The organism is Sphingobium sp. LMC3-1-1.1, from assembly GCF_040676285.1.
In the GTDB taxonomy this organism is placed as follows: domain Bacteria; phylum Pseudomonadota; class Alphaproteobacteria; order Sphingomonadales; family Sphingomonadaceae; genus Sphingobium.
Map to the genome: position 1 here is coordinate 129,249 of NZ_JBEGHQ010000034.1, position 14,635 is coordinate 143,883.

The following is a 14,635-nucleotide window of genomic DNA, read 5'->3' on the forward strand; positions in this document are numbered from 1 at the left end:
CCCATCTTCCTGCCATGCCGCTTCACCTGACCAAGATCGCCTTTCAGAGCGAAAGCCCTGCAACGCTCCGCGCCTGGCTGGAAAGCCATGCGGAGGAGGCAAGGCTGACGACGCGTTATCTGCCCAAGCGGGTCGAGGAGCTGGAGGGCGGTTCGCTCTTCTGGATTCATGGGCATCAGCTTGTCGGGCGCAGTCCGCTGCTGGGCTTTCAGGAAACCGGACAGGGCCGTTACTGGATCAGGCTGGAGCCACGGCTGATCCCGGTGCGCGCCGTGCCCAAGCGGGCGCATCAAGGCTGGCGCTATCTGGAGGAGAAGGACGCCCCGGCCGATCTGGGCGCAGGCGAGGCGAATGATCTGGATGCGATGCCGACGCGATTGCTGGGGGAGTTGTCGCGGCTCGGGTTGCTCTAAGGTCTCACATCATCCCGTCCTGCCTTCGCGGGGGCGGGGTCTTTTTCAGGCAAGCGCCTTCACCTGCGCGCCGACCTCCCGCAATTCCGCAATGAAGCGCTTTCTCTCCTCGGCTTTGCGTGCCGCGTCCGGTACCCGCAGCAAATAGCTTGGATGAACCGTTATCCATCCCTGCGCGCCGCCCTCCAAAGCCAGGGGCGCGCCCCGGACCCGGCTGATGGTCACGGCCTTCCCCAGCAGAGCGCGCCCCGCCGTGGCGCCCAGGGCGACGATGATCCGTGGCCGGACCAGCTCCAGCTCCTGCGTCAGCCACCAGCGGCAAGCCTGGATTTCGGGCGTTTCCGGCGTCTGGTGGATGCGCCTCTTGCCCCGTCGCTCATGCTTGAAATGCTTGACGGCATTGGTGACGTAGGCGCGCCTGCGGTCGATCCCCGCCTCCTCCAGCGCGTGGTCGAACAATTGCCCGGCCGGCCCGACAAAGGGATGTCCGGCCAGATCCTCCTGATCGCCCGGCTGTTCTCCGATGAACATCAGCGGGGCATCGACTGGTCCCTCCCCGAACACTGTCTGGGTCGTGTCGCGGTAGAGCGGGCAGCGGGTGCAACCCATCGCCTCCTCGCGCAGCGCGCTCCAGGCCGCGTCGGCATTTCCCTGCCGGGCGGAGGGTTTGGGCGGCGTTGCGATCATGGCTGCCTCCCGTGACTGGGCGCTTGCCACCAATTCGGGAATGAGCGCGGCTTCCGGCAGGTTGCGCCAATATTTTCGGGGCATTTCGGACAGCATCGCCCCGACCTTGAGCCGTGCGGGATTGAAGATCGACACATAATAGCCCTTCCAGATATCCTCGACGGGATCTTGCGCGGGCGCATCGTTGCGCGTGGCGCCCGGCCCTTCGGTCAACGTCTCGCCATCCCAATGGATGCTGATCTCCGGCGTCAGGATCGACCAGCGCATGGAGGCGAAGCGGCGCACGAAAAAACCCGCATTGGCGCGGACGATATGATGTTCCGGCTCGAACCAGGCGATGAAGCGCGCGCCGTCCGCATCGGCCAGTTCGCGGAAGCGGACGAAGGCGCGCATCTTGTGCATGTCGCGCCGGACCGCCTTGGCCAGCGCCTCCACCCGGCGGACCAGCGGGTCGGCGCGATCGTCCAGGCTGGCTGGGCGCCCGCGCAATTGCACGAGCAGGGCGTAGAGCAGGGCGAAACGTTCCGGATCGCTGTGCAGGATTGCCGTTTCAGCCAGCTCGACAAAGGCGCGAGGGACGGAAAACATGGCGCCGTTAGTCGCTGGAGGGGGTTCGTCCGCCGCGAACAGATCTCCTTCATCGCCCGTTTGCCAGACAATGTCGGCCGGCTCCGTGCCGGCAAGGGCAAAGGCGCGCGCGGCCTGGCGCCAACCATCGAAATCATCCGGTCCGTTCAGCCGCGCCCGATGCATCGCCCCTTAGTCATTCGCCTCTGCGCGCTGCAATTCCGCCGGCTTGCGCTGGGTGAACCGGGCCGCCAGCTTCTGCTCCTCCTCGGCGGTCAGTTCCTTGGCGGCGTCGGGGAACATCTCCTCCTCTTCCTCTTCGATATGGTGGAGGTAGCGCTTCTTGAGCTGGGCGAAGACGTGGTTCCATTCCTCGCCGTTGAAGGACAGCTCTTCCAGCTCCTCCAGATAGTCGTCGATCTCCTTGTGCTCCGACACGCTGTGCTGCGCGTCCTCGCGCAGGTCGGGGCGCGCCAGCATGGTGGCGTAGAGCGTTTCCTCCTCCGCCGCCGCATGGGCGGTCACTTCCACCTTGAACTGTTCGAACAGCTTTTCCAGCCGATCGGGCTCGTCCTTCGCGTCAGCCATCTTGTCGAACAGCTGCCGGTGGGCGTCATGATCCTGCTTCAATCGGTCGAAAATGCTGCGGTCGGCCATGGGGGATGCTCCTTCTCTTGCGGAAGGAACAACGATGGACCCGGCCTTTGGGTTCAGCCGAACAGCGCGCGAAAGATGATCGCGACAGGAATCCAGAGCAGGCCGCCGCCAATGCTGGCCGCCCAGAGCTGCACCAGATCGCGGCGGAAGCGAAGATCCAGGCCGTGCGCGGGCAGGCCACTGCGATCCAGCAGCTCCCAGCGCCGCTCCAGCCCCCGCGCGGCAACGGCAAAGCCGCCGATCGCCACGATGATGCCCAGATGCAGCAGCAGCGATCCGCCCATTTTGGCGACAATGAAAATCTGGAGCAGGCAGAAAATGACAAGCGCAGCGGCGAGATGGGAACTCATCCGCTGGGCATGGCCCGTGCGGCGCGTTATACCATCGTTCCACTTCGTCGCCAAAAATCCGGCCCTTTCCTTGCGTCGGGCAAGAAAAACATGAACCGCCTTTCCGATCAACGGCAAAATGAGCGCGACTCATTCAAAAAGCTCATATTGTGACGGCGGCGGCGCCACGTGCAGGGTGAGCCGATCGGCCAGTTGGACCGGCCGCCAGTCGGCCGCGATCAGGAAGGGCCGTAATTTGGCGATGCTCCGCGTCAGGCGGGCGACGTCGTCCAGCCGCAACCGGCGGTGGCGTCGGCTCGCGACGATCCGGTCCACCGCCTTCGCGCCCAGCCCCGGGACCCGCAGCAACGCGTCGCGCGGGGCATGGTTGACGTCGACCGGAAAGACCTCCCGATGGCGCAGCGCCCAGGCGAGCTTGGGATCGATGTCGAGCGGCAGGCAGCCGGTGGCGGGATCGGTCGCGCTTTCCAGATCCTGCGCCGAATAGCCGTAGAAGCGCATCATCCAGTCGGATTGGTAGAGCCGATGTTCGCGCATCAGCTGCGGACGCTTCAACGGCAGCACGCTGCTGGGCGAGGGGATGGGCGAGAAGGCACTGTAATAGACGCGGCGCAGCTTGTGCCGGCTGTAGAGCGAACTTGCCCGCTGGATGATGGCCCTGTCGTCCGCCTGGTCCGCGCCGACGATCATCTGGGTCGACTGGCCCGCCGGGGCGAAGCGCGGCGCATGGGTGTAGCGGCGGCTGGCGTCGGTGCTTTCCTCAATGGCGTCGCGCATCCCCGCCATGGCGCTTTCGATCTGCCCCTTGTCCTTCTCCGGCGCCAGCCTGCGCAGGCCCTGTTCGGTGGGCAGTTCGACATTGATCGACAGCCGGTCGGCATGGAGGCCCGCCTGGCGGGCCAGTTCGGGGTCGGCGTCGGGGATGGTCTTGAGGTGGATATAGCCGCGGAAATCATGTTCTTCGCGCAGGCTGCGCGCGACGGCCACCAACTGCTCCATCGTATAATCGGACGAACGGATGATGCCGGAGGAGAGGAACAGGCCCTCTATATAGTTGCGGCGATAGAAGCTCAGCGTCAGGTCGACCACCTCCCGCACGGTGAAGCGGGCGCGCCGCACATCGCTCGACCGGCGGTTGATGCAATAGTGACAGTCGAAGATGCAACTGTTGGTCAGCAGGATCTTGAGCAGCGAAATGCAGCGGCCGTCGGGCGCATAGGCATGGCAGATGCCCATGCCCTCGGTCGAACCGATGCCGCCCTTGCGTCCCGATGCGCTGTCCCGTTTCGCCGTCCCGGACGACGCGCAGGACGCATCATATTTGGCGGCGTCGGCAAGGATTTCCAGCTTTTGCCGGATGGAGAGGGCGGTCATGATTGTTCATCATATGTTCCCTATCCCCCACTGTCCATAATCTCGATCAGTCAGGCCGGTGGGGAGTCCGCATCCAGCACCTGGCGGACCTTCACCGCCAGCTGGTCTAGCGTGAAGGGCTTGGCGAGAAAGGAGACGCCGGGGTCGAGCATGCCGTTGTGGACGATGGCGTTGCGGGTATAGCCGGTCGTGTAGAGGATCTTGAGGCCGGGATGGCTCTCCCGCGCGCGATCGGCCAGGATGCGCCCGTTGATGCCGGGCATGACGACATCGGTGAACAGCATGTCGATGCGCGGCTGGATCGTCAGCATTTCCAGCGCCTGCTCCCCGTCGGAAGCCTGGACGATGGTGTAGCCCAGCTCGCGCAGCGAATCGACCGACATGTGGCGGACGCGCTCCTCATCCTCCACGACCAGGATGATCTCTTCCCCTTTGGCACGGGGCAGTTCGGCGGGCGTCACCGTCACGGTCCCGCCGACCGACTCCGGCCCATAATATCGCGGCAGGTAGATCTTGATGATCGTGCCCTCGCCGGGTTCGGAATAGATCTTCACATGGCCGCGCGACTGCTTGATGAAGCCGAACACCTGGCTGAGGCCGAGCCCGGTGCCCTTGCCGACCCCCTTGGTCGTGAAGAAGGGTTCGAAGGCGCGTTCCACCACCTCGGGCGGCATGCCGGTGCCGCTGTCGCTGACGGATACCATCACATATTGGCCGGCGGTGACGTCGCTGTGGGTCGCGGCATAGGCATCGTCGAGATGCGCGTTGGCCGACTCTATCGTCAGCTTGCCGCCCATGGGCATGGCATCGCGCGAATTGACGCAAAGGTTGATGATGGCTGCTTCGAGCTGGCTGGCGTCGATGCTGGCGCGCCACAGCCCGCCGGCCAGCACTGTTTCCACCCGAATGGCTTCGCCGATGGTCCTGCGCAGCAGCTCCGACATGCCGCCAACCAGCTTGTTCACGTCGATCGGCTGCGGATCCAGCGGCTGCTGGCGGGAGAAGGCGAGCAGGCGCGCGGTGAGCTGGGCGGCGCGCTGGGCGCCCTCTGCCGCATTGTCGATGCCTTTGATGATCCGGGGGTCCGAATCCGGCGTCAGCCGCCGCCTTGCGATGTCGAGAGAGCCGATGACGATGGCGAGCATATTGTTGAAGTCATGGGCGATGCCACCGGTCAGTTGCCCGATCGATTCCATCTTCTGGATCTGGCGCAACTGCCCTTCGGCCGCCTCGCGATCCTGCGCCTCTTCGATCAGGCGCTGGTTGATGTGAGCGAGCGCCTGCTGGCTTTCGGTCGCTTCGGCCACGCGGCGATAGGCGGTGCGCAGCGCCAGCGCTCCCAACAGGGTGATCAGCACGGCGGATAGCGTGAGCCCGACTGAAACCATCGTGCTCAGCCGATTGTCGTTGGCGGTCCGGTTCTTCAGCAATTGCGCCTCACGCGCCCGCATCGTCGCGACCAATGCGCGGATGCGGGTCATCGTTATCATCCCCGCATCGTAATCGTCCGCCTCGAACACCTCCCCACGCTGTCGCCGCTCTATGCCCGCCCGCATCAGGAACAGGCGGTCGTCGAGCAGTTCCTCCAGTTCCTCCAGCGATCGGGCCTGCAGCCTATTGTCGCGCATCTCCACGCGCAGCGTGGCCAGTTCCTGCCGCCATTCGCTGCGAAAACTCTCATAGGGACCAAGGAAGGACTTCTTGCGCGTCAGCATGAAACCGCGCTGCGCGCTTTCCGCTTCCTGCGCGTGAAGCAGCAGGGTCGAGAGCTGGTTCTCGATCCGCAATGTGTGCTGGACCCAGATATTGACCCGCTGCTGCACCGCGTAGATCCAATAGGTGCTGCCTACCGCAAGCGCGCCGACAAGGAGGGCAAGCAGCAGCAGGAAGATCGATCGTTCAGGGCGGATTGCGGGCATGGCGGCGGAAGATGCGGAAAAAAGGCGAGGGGGGCAAGCCGGGAAAGGATATCCAGCCAAAAGGATTATGGCAGGGAAATCGACGCTTTAGCACCTCTGGAAAGCGCCGCGAGCGCGCCGATCCCCGGCTCTTCCCGCTCTACTCCCGCCAGCCTGGATCGATCCGGTCGATCTTGCGCACCATGGCCTCGAAATCCGGCACGCCGGGGCCGGCCGGCAGTTGCACGCCGCTAAGGTCGCGCTGATGCACCGCGATGACCTCCGCCGGGATGTTCATCGGCGTGCCGGCCGCGCCGGTCGCGACCTGGACCTCGCAGGCGCGTTGCAGCATCCACTGGGTCAGGAAGGCTTCCGGCAAGGACTTGGCCATGACCAGCGTACCATGGTTGCGCAGCATCATGATGCGCCTCTCGCCCAGATGGGCGATCAGCCTCTCGCCTTCCTCCGGCCGGATCGTGATGCCTTCGAAGTCGTGATAGGCGATTCGGCCGATGAACGCCGCAGCATAGAAATTGGTCGGTGTCAGTCCCTCCCGCGTCGCGCTGACGGCCATGCCCGCGGTGGTGTGGGTGTGGACGATGCAATGCGCATCGGGCAGGTGGCGGTGGAAGACGCTATGCTGGGTAAAGCCGGCGCGGTTGACCGGATAGGGGTTGCCGTCCAGCACATGGCCGTCAATGTCGATCTTGACGAGGCTGGATGCGGTCACTTCGCTGTACAGCAGGCCGAAGGGATTGATGAGGAAGGCATTTTCTTCCCCCGGCACGCGCAGGGTGATGTGGTTGTAGATCAGTTCCGACCAGCCCAGATGGTCGAAAATGCGGTAACAGGCGGCGAGTTGCTGGCGCGCGGTCCATTCTGCGGCCGGCATGTCGGGATGTTTGCCCATGCTCCTGGCGATGGTTGCCATGGCGATCCTCCTTCTTGTTTATTGGGGGACTATCCGCCAGTCCTCCGGCGCTGTCGAGAAAAACGGCTTTTGGGTTGAATTTGCGCGACTCTGCTGGTAGGGCGCGCCCCACACGGCGCAGGGTGACCTGCGGCGACTCACTGCTATTTCATTCGGGTGGCCCGTCGGGAAGGGTTATGTTTCCTGGCGGCCCGTCTGTTTTTCGACTGGAGTTTGACTGGCTTATGCAAATCATCGTTCGCGACAACAATGTCGACCAGGCCCTGCGCGCGCTCAAGAAGAAGCTGCAGCGTGAGGGCGTGTATCGCGAGATGAAGTTGCGCCGTCACTATGAGAAGCCCTCGGAAAAGCGCGCCCGCGAAAAGGCTGCCGCCGTTCGCCGCGCCCGCAAGCTGGAGCGCAAGCGCGCCGAGCGTGACGGCGTCCGGTAAGGACCGTCGTCATCGGGGCGGTCGCCTGATCGTCCCTTCCCTCTGCTGACAGATCACCCGCACCAATTTGCGAGGCATAGCGCATGTCGACCACAGCCGTTCCCCTTCGTCCTATCGCCAAGGGATCGCTGACGCGGCTCTGGATCGGTGTCGCTGCGGTGGCGCTTGCCGCCGGCGGCCTGGCTTGGGCGGGGCAGCGGGGCGTGGAGGCTTCGCCAGCCAGCTTCCTGGCGCATAATCGTGGCGCGGACGGCGTGGTCACGACCGAATCGGGCCTGCAGTACAAGGTGCTGGAAGAAGGCAGCGGTCCCAGCCCCACGCCGGCCGACGTGGCGCTGGTGGGCTATAAGGGCACGCTGCTCGACGGCACGGTGTTCGACGAAAATCCGCAGACCGCCATGCCGGTGGACGGCGTGGTCCCCGGTTTTTCCGAAGGCCTGCAGAAGATGAAGAAGGGCGGCAAGTACCGCCTGTGGATTCCGCCGCAGCTTGGCTATGGCGAGCAGGCGGCGGGCCCGATCCCGGCCAATTCGGTGCTGGTCTTCGATGTCCAGTTGCATGACTTCAAGTCCAAGGCGGACATCATGCGCATGCAGCAGATGATGCAGCAGGGCGGCATGCCGCAGGGCATGCCCGCCCACTAGAGCAGGTTTCGATCTGATTGAATCAGATCGTCGCTCTGGTTTCCTTGTTTTCCGCGATTTCTTAACCAGCGATCGGTTCCGATCGCTTGGAAATCGCTCTAATCCTGGTTCCGATCTGATCGGCCCAGGCCGCCGCCCTGGAGCGCGCCGGGTCCGATCAGGCGCAGGCCGCGCGCACCACACATTGCAAGCGGAAAGCCGGTTCCGACCTTTCCGCCCCACGCTCCAGCGATGGCGGGTACGCTGGTTTTCTTACCGGCGTCCGGTTCGTTCGGCCCTTCCCTGACCGCGCCCGGCGCACCTATTCCCGGGCGAGGAAATCACCGCTCTTGATCCGCTTCAACCCGCGGCTGTCGAGCATGTAGATATAGGTCCATGCCTCGACCTGCCCATGTTCGCAGCGGACGGTCAGTCGTTCGCGCCGATATTCATGGGGCGGCGGAAAATGGGAGGCGCATTCCTCATAGTCGTCGAGTGCGGCGAGTACCGGCTCCGGATCGGAAAGCGCGAACAGGTCGCCCGTCACCACGCCGGATCCATCGGGCACAAAGCCGGGATAGGTCCCCACGCTATAGAGCAGGCCCTGCGCGATCGCGGGCCCGACATGTCGGGCCGCGTTGCGCAACCAACGCGCCATCGGATCGTCGCAGCCCGGTCGAAGCGTGCCATAGACAAAGAGGAGCGTCTCGTTCAGGTCTAAACCCCGCAAATATTCCTGACTTGCAGGAAATTTACCCAAATAACGGAAATTTTCCCGCAAAAAATCAGGCGTGGACTGGCGAAAACCCCGGAAATTGCGGCCGAAATGGAAATTGGCACGGCTCCTGCAATCTTCCCGGCATCGAGGCCGGATGGTTCGGCCCATCGCATGTCAGGGAGTATATCATGTTCGCCAAGCTGCAAAATGTCGCTTTCGCCCTTACCGGCGCGCTGCTGGTTTCCGCGCTGTTCATCGGCGCCGCCGTCCCGGTCACACCGATCGCCTGATCCCGCCGCATCTCTTGAGCGGGTTTCGATCTGATTGAATCAGATCGCCGCTCTCAATTCTTTGTTTTCCGCAATTTCTTAATCAGCGATCGGTGCCGATCGCTTGGAAATCGCTCTAAAAAAAGGCCAGATTCATGAACAACAGCTTCACCCTCGACCGCCGCAATGGAAAGATCATGGGCGTGTGTGCCGGGCTTTCCAACCGCACCGGCATGGATGTTACGTTGATCCGGATCGCGCTCGTGCTGCTGACGCTGTGCGCGCTGGGTCCGGTCGGCGTCGTCGCCTATCTGCTGGCCGGCTGGCTGGCGCAGGGCTGATCAAGTCCAGCGATAATGAAAGAGCCGCCCATGGTAATATCCAGGGCGGCTCTTTCTACGTCCATGACGGACTGCTTGGATCGGGTCGTGTTGCGCTCAGGCAAACAACACCGAATAGAAGGTCAGCATCTGTGCACCGACCGCAACCATAAGGGCAACGCCCTGAACAGTGTGTCGCATATCATTCGTCCTGCAAATCATTATTCTTTATCGCCTCAAGGGCGAACAGGCCTATGCGCCCCGCTGGATAATGTAACAATCGCAAAGGACGACTTCGCGGTTGCAGCAAATGCAACAGTCGTTGTTACTGCAAAGCCACAATCATGGCCTGCGCCGCGGCGGGCGCCCGAACCTTCGCCCCGCTGATGAAGAAGGCATAGACATCGCCCCTTGCGGCCTGTTCGCGCGCCTCGTCTGCCCATCGGCGGATTTCGGACGCAGAATAGCCGGTCGGTTCCTCCTCCCGCGTGCGCATCAGCCGGGCATAGGAAAAACCAACATCATGGCCCTGCAGCGCAGGATATTCCGGATGGTCGGCATGGACCACGGCTGCACCCGCCCTTTTGGCCAGATCGAAAAAGGCCGGATCGTCAAAACTCTCATGCCGTACCTCCAGCGCGTGGCGGAGCGGCACGCCATCCACGCTGTCCGGCAGCAACTTCAGGAAAGCGGCGAAATCATCGGCATTGAATGTCTTGGTCGGCATGAACTGCCAGAGGATGGGGCCCAGCCGATCGCCCAGTTCGACCAGTCCCTGCTGCGTGAATTTGGCGATGGACTCGCCCGCTTCCGCCAGCACGCGCCGATTGGTGCAGAAACGCGAGGCCTTGACCGCGAACTGGAAGCCATCGGGAACGGCCTTTGCCCAACCGGCAAAGGTCGCCGGTTTCTGCGTGCTATAATAAGTGGCGTTGATTTCCGTCGCGGTCAGATGCTGGCCGACATAGGCCAGTTCGTCCTTCTGTCGCAGCCCTTCTGGATAGAAGGTGCCGCGCCATGGTTCAAAGATCCAGCCGCCGATCCCGACCCTTATCTTTCCACTCATCCCGGACTCTCCTTTCCCGCCATCCTGATCGGCAAAGGGGATCAGGACCAGAGGGAAAAGCTGCCCTTGCAGGACAAGCTGGCCGTTCGCCGTTCAGGACGTCGCGGAACGCGGCGCGGCGCGCGGTGGGGACAGGTTGATCGCCTGGACAAATTCCACGCCCAGCCGATCCTCGCGGGACCAGCGCGCGATGGCGTCGACCGTCTGATTGTCGCCCAGATCGATCGTGAACCGCGTGCCTTCCGGCACGTTCCACAAGCCTTCCAACTGCGCGCCCGTGGCGGAAATGTTGCGGATGCGTCCAGCGTAGACATGGCCCTCATGCTGCACGGCGACCGTGCGGAGCATGGTCCGGCGTTCCGGCCGGCTCAACTGGAATCCCTGCGGCAATACGACGCCGCAAGGACGGTGTTGCTGGACCAGCACGTCCGCCGCCGGCAGCGGGCGACCATAGACATAGCCCTGGATATGGCTGCACCCCAGATTGCGGATCAGCGCGAGCTCATCCTGCGTTTCGGCGCCTTCGGCCGTCGTGTCCATGCCCAGCGCTTCGGCCAGGCTGACGATCGCCTTGATGATCGCGCTGTTGGGGCTGCCCTTGATCGCCGCGCCGCGCACGAAGCTCTGGTCGATCTTGATCTTGTCGAACGGCGCTTTCTTGAGATAGCCGAGCGAGGAATAACCCGTGCCGAAATCGTCGAGCGCCAGTCGCACGCCTATGCTCTTGAGCCGCGAAAACATCGAGTCGGTGCCGTCGTCGTCGTTCAGGAACACGCTTTCGGTGATCTCCAGCTCCAGCCGGTCCGGCGCCAGGCCCGAAGCGGCCAGCGCATTCATGACGATGGAGGGCAGGCCCTGATTGGTGAACTGGATGGGCGAGACGTTCACCGCGACCCGCACGTCCTCCGCCCATTGCGCCGCATCGCGGCAGGCGGTGCGCAACACCCATTCGCCGATCGGGCCGATCAGGCCGCTTTCTTCCGCAATGGGGATGAACAGGGTCGGGGAAATCGCGCCGCGCACCGGATGGTGCCAGCGCAGCAGCGCTTCATAGCCGGTGATCTGCTCGGTACGGGAAGAGACCACAGGCTGGTAGACAAGGTGCAGGGCATCTTCGACCAGAGCCTTGCGCAGGTCCTCCTCCAACTGGCGGCGATCCTCCGCATCGGCGTGCATTTCCGGGGAGTAGAAGCGATGGATGCCGCGCCCGTCGCCCTTGGCGGCATAGAGAGCGAGGTCGGCATTGCGGATGAGTTCTTCCGCCGTCACGCCATCCTGCGGGCAGAAGGAGATGCCGATCGACACACCGATGACGACCGCCGTTCCCTCCACCTTGTAAGGCTGGGACACGTCGGTGATGATCGCCCGCGCCAGATCGTCCAGCGATATCTTGTCGGACCGGCCGGGCAGCAGGATCTTGAACTCGTCGCCGCCCTGCCGGCCGACCAGCCCCTTGTTGCCGACCACGCGCTGGATGCGTTCGCTGACCTGGCGCAGCAGCGCGTCGCCAGCCGGATGGCCCAGCGTGTCGTTGACGATCTTGAACCTGTCCAGGTCCAGCATCATCAGCGTGCAGTCGCGCGGCTGCCCCTTCTTGCCCGCGACCGCCTGCTCCAGAGAGCGCATCATCTGCACCCGGTTGGCGAGCCCGGTCAGCGAGTCATATTGCGCAAGCCGCGTCACCTCCGCCTGGCTGCGGCGCATTTCGGTAAGGTCGGTGCCGCTGCCCCGGAAGCCGTGGAACTGACCGAATTCGTTGAACACGGGCTGGCCCGAAATCGACCACCAGCGCTCGTCCTTCGCCATGGCGGCGCGCACCGGGATTTCGGCAAAGCCCGTCCGCGCCGACAGGTGGAAGCCCAGGGTGCGCTCGCCATCGCCATCCTGCCGGTCGCCGGGGCGAATGATCTCCGTGATCGGGCGGCCGATCAGCGCATCGCTGCCCAGGCCGATCGTCCGGGCCAATGTGTCGGAAATATAGGCGATGCAGCCATGGCGGTCGGTTTCCCAGAACCAGCCGCGGCCCGATTGTTCATATTCATGCAGCAGCCGGTCGGAACGCTGCGCCCTGAGGTCGCGCTGGTGGACGGCGATGGCCCGGTTCATGTCGGCCTGCGCCTGGCGCAGCGCGGCTACCAATATCACCGCGATACAGCTGATCAGCAAGCCGATCTGCATGAATTCGCTCCGGTGCAGCATGGCGGCGATCAGCAAGCCGCAGAAATAGCTGGCGCCAAGCAGGCGCCGGTCGCCGAAGATCGACACCGCCATCAGTGCGACCGCCATTTCCGCCGTCAAATTGCGCGAAGGCTCTCCCACGATCAGCGAGGGCCCCAGCAGCAGGCTGAAACTCAGGCCCGACAGCAGCACCATGGGCAGCATCAGCCATTTCTGGTGATGCGGCCGCAGCTGCTGGAACTGCGCCCCGCGCGGCACGACAATGGCGACACCGTCGATCAGCAGCATGGCCGCCATGGCGGCGGCGTGGCCGGCATCGCCCTGCCGGTAGAAGGGAACGTGCAGCAGGGCGGTAACGCAGAGCTTTCCCAGCAGGATGAGGGGCCACATCCGCGCGATATGAACGAACGCGCCGGATATCCAGGAAGCATTGATGGAGACATCGCTTTCCACCAGGCCGAGCGCCGCGACAAGATTGGGCCGCCGCGAATGCAATTCTGCCAGATTTGCCCGCATGGAAGTCATATATGCCGCGTAACGGCAAGAGATTGAAAGAAACTTACCGCGCCGCCGGGGTGAGCGATGGTCGATTGCCGGCAGCCATTGTCGCGCAGTCGAAATAGAGGACGCACGGACAGCTTGCCATGCCGGACAAGGCCCGGAATGCGCCCGGTTTCAATGGAGCGCGCCGCGTCAAAGCTGACGCAGGTCGCGCGCTCCGGCTTTTTTTGTCATCTCACGCCTTGGTGCATTCCCCGACGCGCTTGCCCGTGACGTCATGCGTGGTGCGTAGCACCGGCTGGCCGCCTTCGGTCTTCGTCATGGTGCTGCCCAGCGTCAGCGTGTCAGCGGTGAAATTGCCCTCCAGCGCCACTTCGGACGTGCCCTTGCCGGACGTGCAGCTCAACGTCGCGATCAGGCGGCCCTTGCGGAGCAGCTTGTCCTTGTAGGTGCAGTCCTTGCCCTCATTTCCAGCGAGCGCATTGGCATCCGGCACGCCGGCGGCATCGACGGCGATGCATATCCTGTCCTCGCTGACCTCTTTCAATGCGGCCTGATATTCGGCGGGGGTCACCGTGGGCGTGTTGTAGCCGGTCGTCTTTCGCGTCAGCGCCCATTCGCCCGCTTTCATGACGATCGGCGCTTCGGTCGTTTCGGGCGCGGGTTCCGGCTTGCTGCCACAGGCGGCCAAGCCAAGAGCAAGCCCAAGCCCAAGCGGCAGGGCCGCCAGCGCGAATTTCTGCATATCCTCTCCCCTGTTCTCTGTTGGAACCGGGGCAGGCTCGCGCCAAGCCGCGCAAAGCGCAAGAGGAATCTGCTATCGTCTGGCGCGGGTCGGGGCGTGGAAATCGGGCGGCTTGTTCGCCACCCAGGCCAGAAAGCGCGTCATCGCGGGATGAGCGCGCAGCGCGTCGGCGTCGGAATAGGCGCGGGCCAGTTCCGCATTGGCGAAATTCGCGTGGATGGCGCGATGGCAGATCGGATGGACGGGCACCATGTCCCGCCCGCCCTTGCTCCTGGGCACGGGATGATGCCATTCGACGCGCCTGCCCAGCGGTCGCTCACACAACCAGCAGGCAGGCGCCTCGCCCATGTCCCGCTCTTATTTGGCTGAGCAGGTCGCGCCGATCCATTTGCCGCTGGTCTTGGCCTTCATGCTCATGTTCATGCCGTTGGGTGCGCCGGTCATCTTCATGTCCATGTTCATTTCATAGCTTTCGGGCGCATAGTTGCCGGACATGACGGCGTTCATCGTGCCGCCCTGCGACTTGCAGCTTATCTCCCCCTTCACGGACCCGCCGCTGGCGTCGAACCCCTTATAGGTGCAGTCCTTGTTCTCCTGCCCTGAGAACATCTTGCCGCTGGGATTGGCGGCTTCCTCCGGCGAGACGCAATATTTGATCGAGGTGCGGCTCATCATCTTCTTCATCTGTTCTTTCATCTGGTCGGCGCCGCCGGGCATGTTCGGCATGTCGATGTCCTCCAGCTCATAGCTGCCCTCCCACTGGCCGGGCTTGAGCTGAACCTTCTGCACCTCCTGGCGGACCTCCTCGCGAGTCTGCGGCTCGCTCGCCTTCTTCTCGCCGCAGGCCGACAGCAGAGCGGCCGCTCCCATCAGGAACCACACAGTTTTACGCATTGAAAATCCTCCC

General features: G+C 63.6%; 16 protein-coding genes. 4 read left to right on the forward strand and 12 right to left on the reverse strand.

Annotated features, from left to right (window positions below; translation table 11 throughout):
- Positions 1 to 14 precede the first annotated feature (14 nt).
- Positions 15 to 413, forward strand: coding sequence for a DUF1489 family protein (locus MRBLMC3_RS16820; protein ID WP_363738629.1), 399 nt, complete (start codon positions 15 to 17; stop codon positions 411 to 413).
- A 45-nt stretch (positions 414 to 458) separates the two neighbouring features.
- On the opposite strand, the gene MRBLMC3_RS16825 is transcribed toward MRBLMC3_RS16820, so the two are convergent.
- From MRBLMC3_RS16825 to MRBLMC3_RS16850, 6 genes are all read right to left on the reverse strand, one after another.
- Positions 459 to 1,853 (reverse strand): UdgX family uracil-DNA binding protein, encoded by a 1,395-nt coding sequence (locus MRBLMC3_RS16825; protein WP_363830655.1) that lies wholly within the window; start codon positions 1,851 to 1,853, stop codon positions 459 to 461.
- A 6-nt stretch (positions 1,854 to 1,859) separates the two neighbouring features.
- Positions 1,860 to 2,324, reverse strand: a complete 465-nt coding sequence (locus MRBLMC3_RS16830; RefSeq protein WP_363830658.1) for a hemerythrin domain-containing protein — start codon at positions 2,322 to 2,324, stop codon at positions 1,860 to 1,862.
- Positions 2,325 to 2,377: 53 nt separating this feature from the next.
- On the reverse strand, positions 2,378 to 2,674 hold the full coding sequence (locus MRBLMC3_RS16835; RefSeq protein ID WP_363738955.1) for a hypothetical protein: 297 nt from the start codon (positions 2,672 to 2,674) through the stop codon (positions 2,378 to 2,380).
- A 129-nt stretch (positions 2,675 to 2,803) separates the two neighbouring features.
- Positions 2,804 to 4,048 (reverse strand): putative DNA modification/repair radical SAM protein, encoded by a 1,245-nt coding sequence (locus tag MRBLMC3_RS16840; RefSeq protein ID WP_363830660.1) that lies wholly within the window; start codon positions 4,046 to 4,048, stop codon positions 2,804 to 2,806.
- A gap of 50 nt (positions 4,049 to 4,098) precedes the next feature.
- On the reverse strand, positions 4,099 to 5,967 hold the full coding sequence (locus MRBLMC3_RS16845) for a CHASE3 domain-containing protein (RefSeq protein WP_363830663.1): 1,869 nt from the start codon (positions 5,965 to 5,967) through the stop codon (positions 4,099 to 4,101).
- Positions 5,968 to 6,106: 139 nt separating this feature from the next.
- On the reverse strand, positions 6,107 to 6,877 hold the full coding sequence (locus MRBLMC3_RS16850) for a class II aldolase/adducin family protein (protein ID WP_363830666.1): 771 nt from the start codon (positions 6,875 to 6,877) through the stop codon (positions 6,107 to 6,109).
- Between the two features lie 224 nt (positions 6,878 to 7,101).
- On the opposite strand from MRBLMC3_RS16850, the gene rpsU reads away from it, so the two are divergent.
- Together rpsU and MRBLMC3_RS16860 are read left to right on the forward strand one after the other, a co-directional pair.
- The gene (rpsU, locus tag MRBLMC3_RS16855; RefSeq protein WP_004208618.1) at positions 7,102 to 7,308 is read left to right on the forward strand and encodes a 30S ribosomal protein S21; all 207 of its coding nucleotides are present in this window, start codon (positions 7,102 to 7,104) and stop codon (positions 7,306 to 7,308) included.
- Positions 7,309 to 7,391: 83 nt separating this feature from the next.
- Positions 7,392 to 7,952 (forward strand): FKBP-type peptidyl-prolyl cis-trans isomerase, encoded by a 561-nt coding sequence (locus tag MRBLMC3_RS16860; protein ID WP_133652683.1) that lies wholly within the window; start codon positions 7,392 to 7,394, stop codon positions 7,950 to 7,952.
- 301 nt (positions 7,953 to 8,253) lie between these two features.
- Here MRBLMC3_RS16860 and MRBLMC3_RS16865 read toward each other — a convergent pair whose 3' ends face one another.
- Positions 8,254 to 8,646 (reverse strand): gamma-glutamylcyclotransferase family protein, encoded by a 393-nt coding sequence (locus MRBLMC3_RS16865; RefSeq protein WP_414714661.1) that lies wholly within the window; start codon positions 8,644 to 8,646, stop codon positions 8,254 to 8,256.
- A gap of 427 nt (positions 8,647 to 9,073) precedes the next feature.
- Here MRBLMC3_RS16865 and MRBLMC3_RS16870 point away from each other — a divergent pair, with 427 nt between their 5' ends.
- Positions 9,074 to 9,259: a PspC domain-containing protein gene (locus MRBLMC3_RS16870; protein WP_133652685.1), complete on the forward strand. Its 186-nt coding sequence runs from the start codon at positions 9,074 to 9,076 to the stop codon at positions 9,257 to 9,259.
- A 304-nt stretch (positions 9,260 to 9,563) separates the two neighbouring features.
- Here MRBLMC3_RS16870 and MRBLMC3_RS16875 read toward each other — a convergent pair whose 3' ends face one another.
- The 5 genes from MRBLMC3_RS16875 to MRBLMC3_RS16895 all read right to left on the reverse strand — a co-directional run bounded on the left by MRBLMC3_RS16875 (position 9,564) and on the right by MRBLMC3_RS16895 (position 14,622).
- Complete coding sequence (locus tag MRBLMC3_RS16875) at positions 9,564 to 10,304, reverse strand: DUF72 domain-containing protein (protein ID WP_363830671.1); 741 nt, start codon at positions 10,302 to 10,304, stop codon at positions 9,564 to 9,566.
- 93 nt (positions 10,305 to 10,397) lie between these two features.
- Positions 10,398 to 13,007, reverse strand: a complete 2,610-nt coding sequence (locus tag MRBLMC3_RS16880; protein WP_363830673.1) for an EAL domain-containing protein — start codon at positions 13,005 to 13,007, stop codon at positions 10,398 to 10,400.
- Positions 13,008 to 13,218: 211 nt separating this feature from the next.
- The gene (locus MRBLMC3_RS16885; RefSeq protein ID WP_363738647.1) at positions 13,219 to 13,728 is read right to left on the reverse strand and encodes a DUF3617 domain-containing protein; all 510 of its coding nucleotides are present in this window, start codon (positions 13,726 to 13,728) and stop codon (positions 13,219 to 13,221) included.
- 72 nt (positions 13,729 to 13,800) lie between these two features.
- The gene (locus tag MRBLMC3_RS16890) at positions 13,801 to 14,076 is read right to left on the reverse strand and encodes an HNH endonuclease (protein ID WP_133652689.1); all 276 of its coding nucleotides are present in this window, start codon (positions 14,074 to 14,076) and stop codon (positions 13,801 to 13,803) included.
- Between the two features lie 9 nt (positions 14,077 to 14,085).
- On the reverse strand, positions 14,086 to 14,622 hold the full coding sequence (locus MRBLMC3_RS16895; protein ID WP_363738649.1) for a DUF3617 domain-containing protein: 537 nt from the start codon (positions 14,620 to 14,622) through the stop codon (positions 14,086 to 14,088).
- Positions 14,623 to 14,635: the final 13 nt, after the last annotated feature.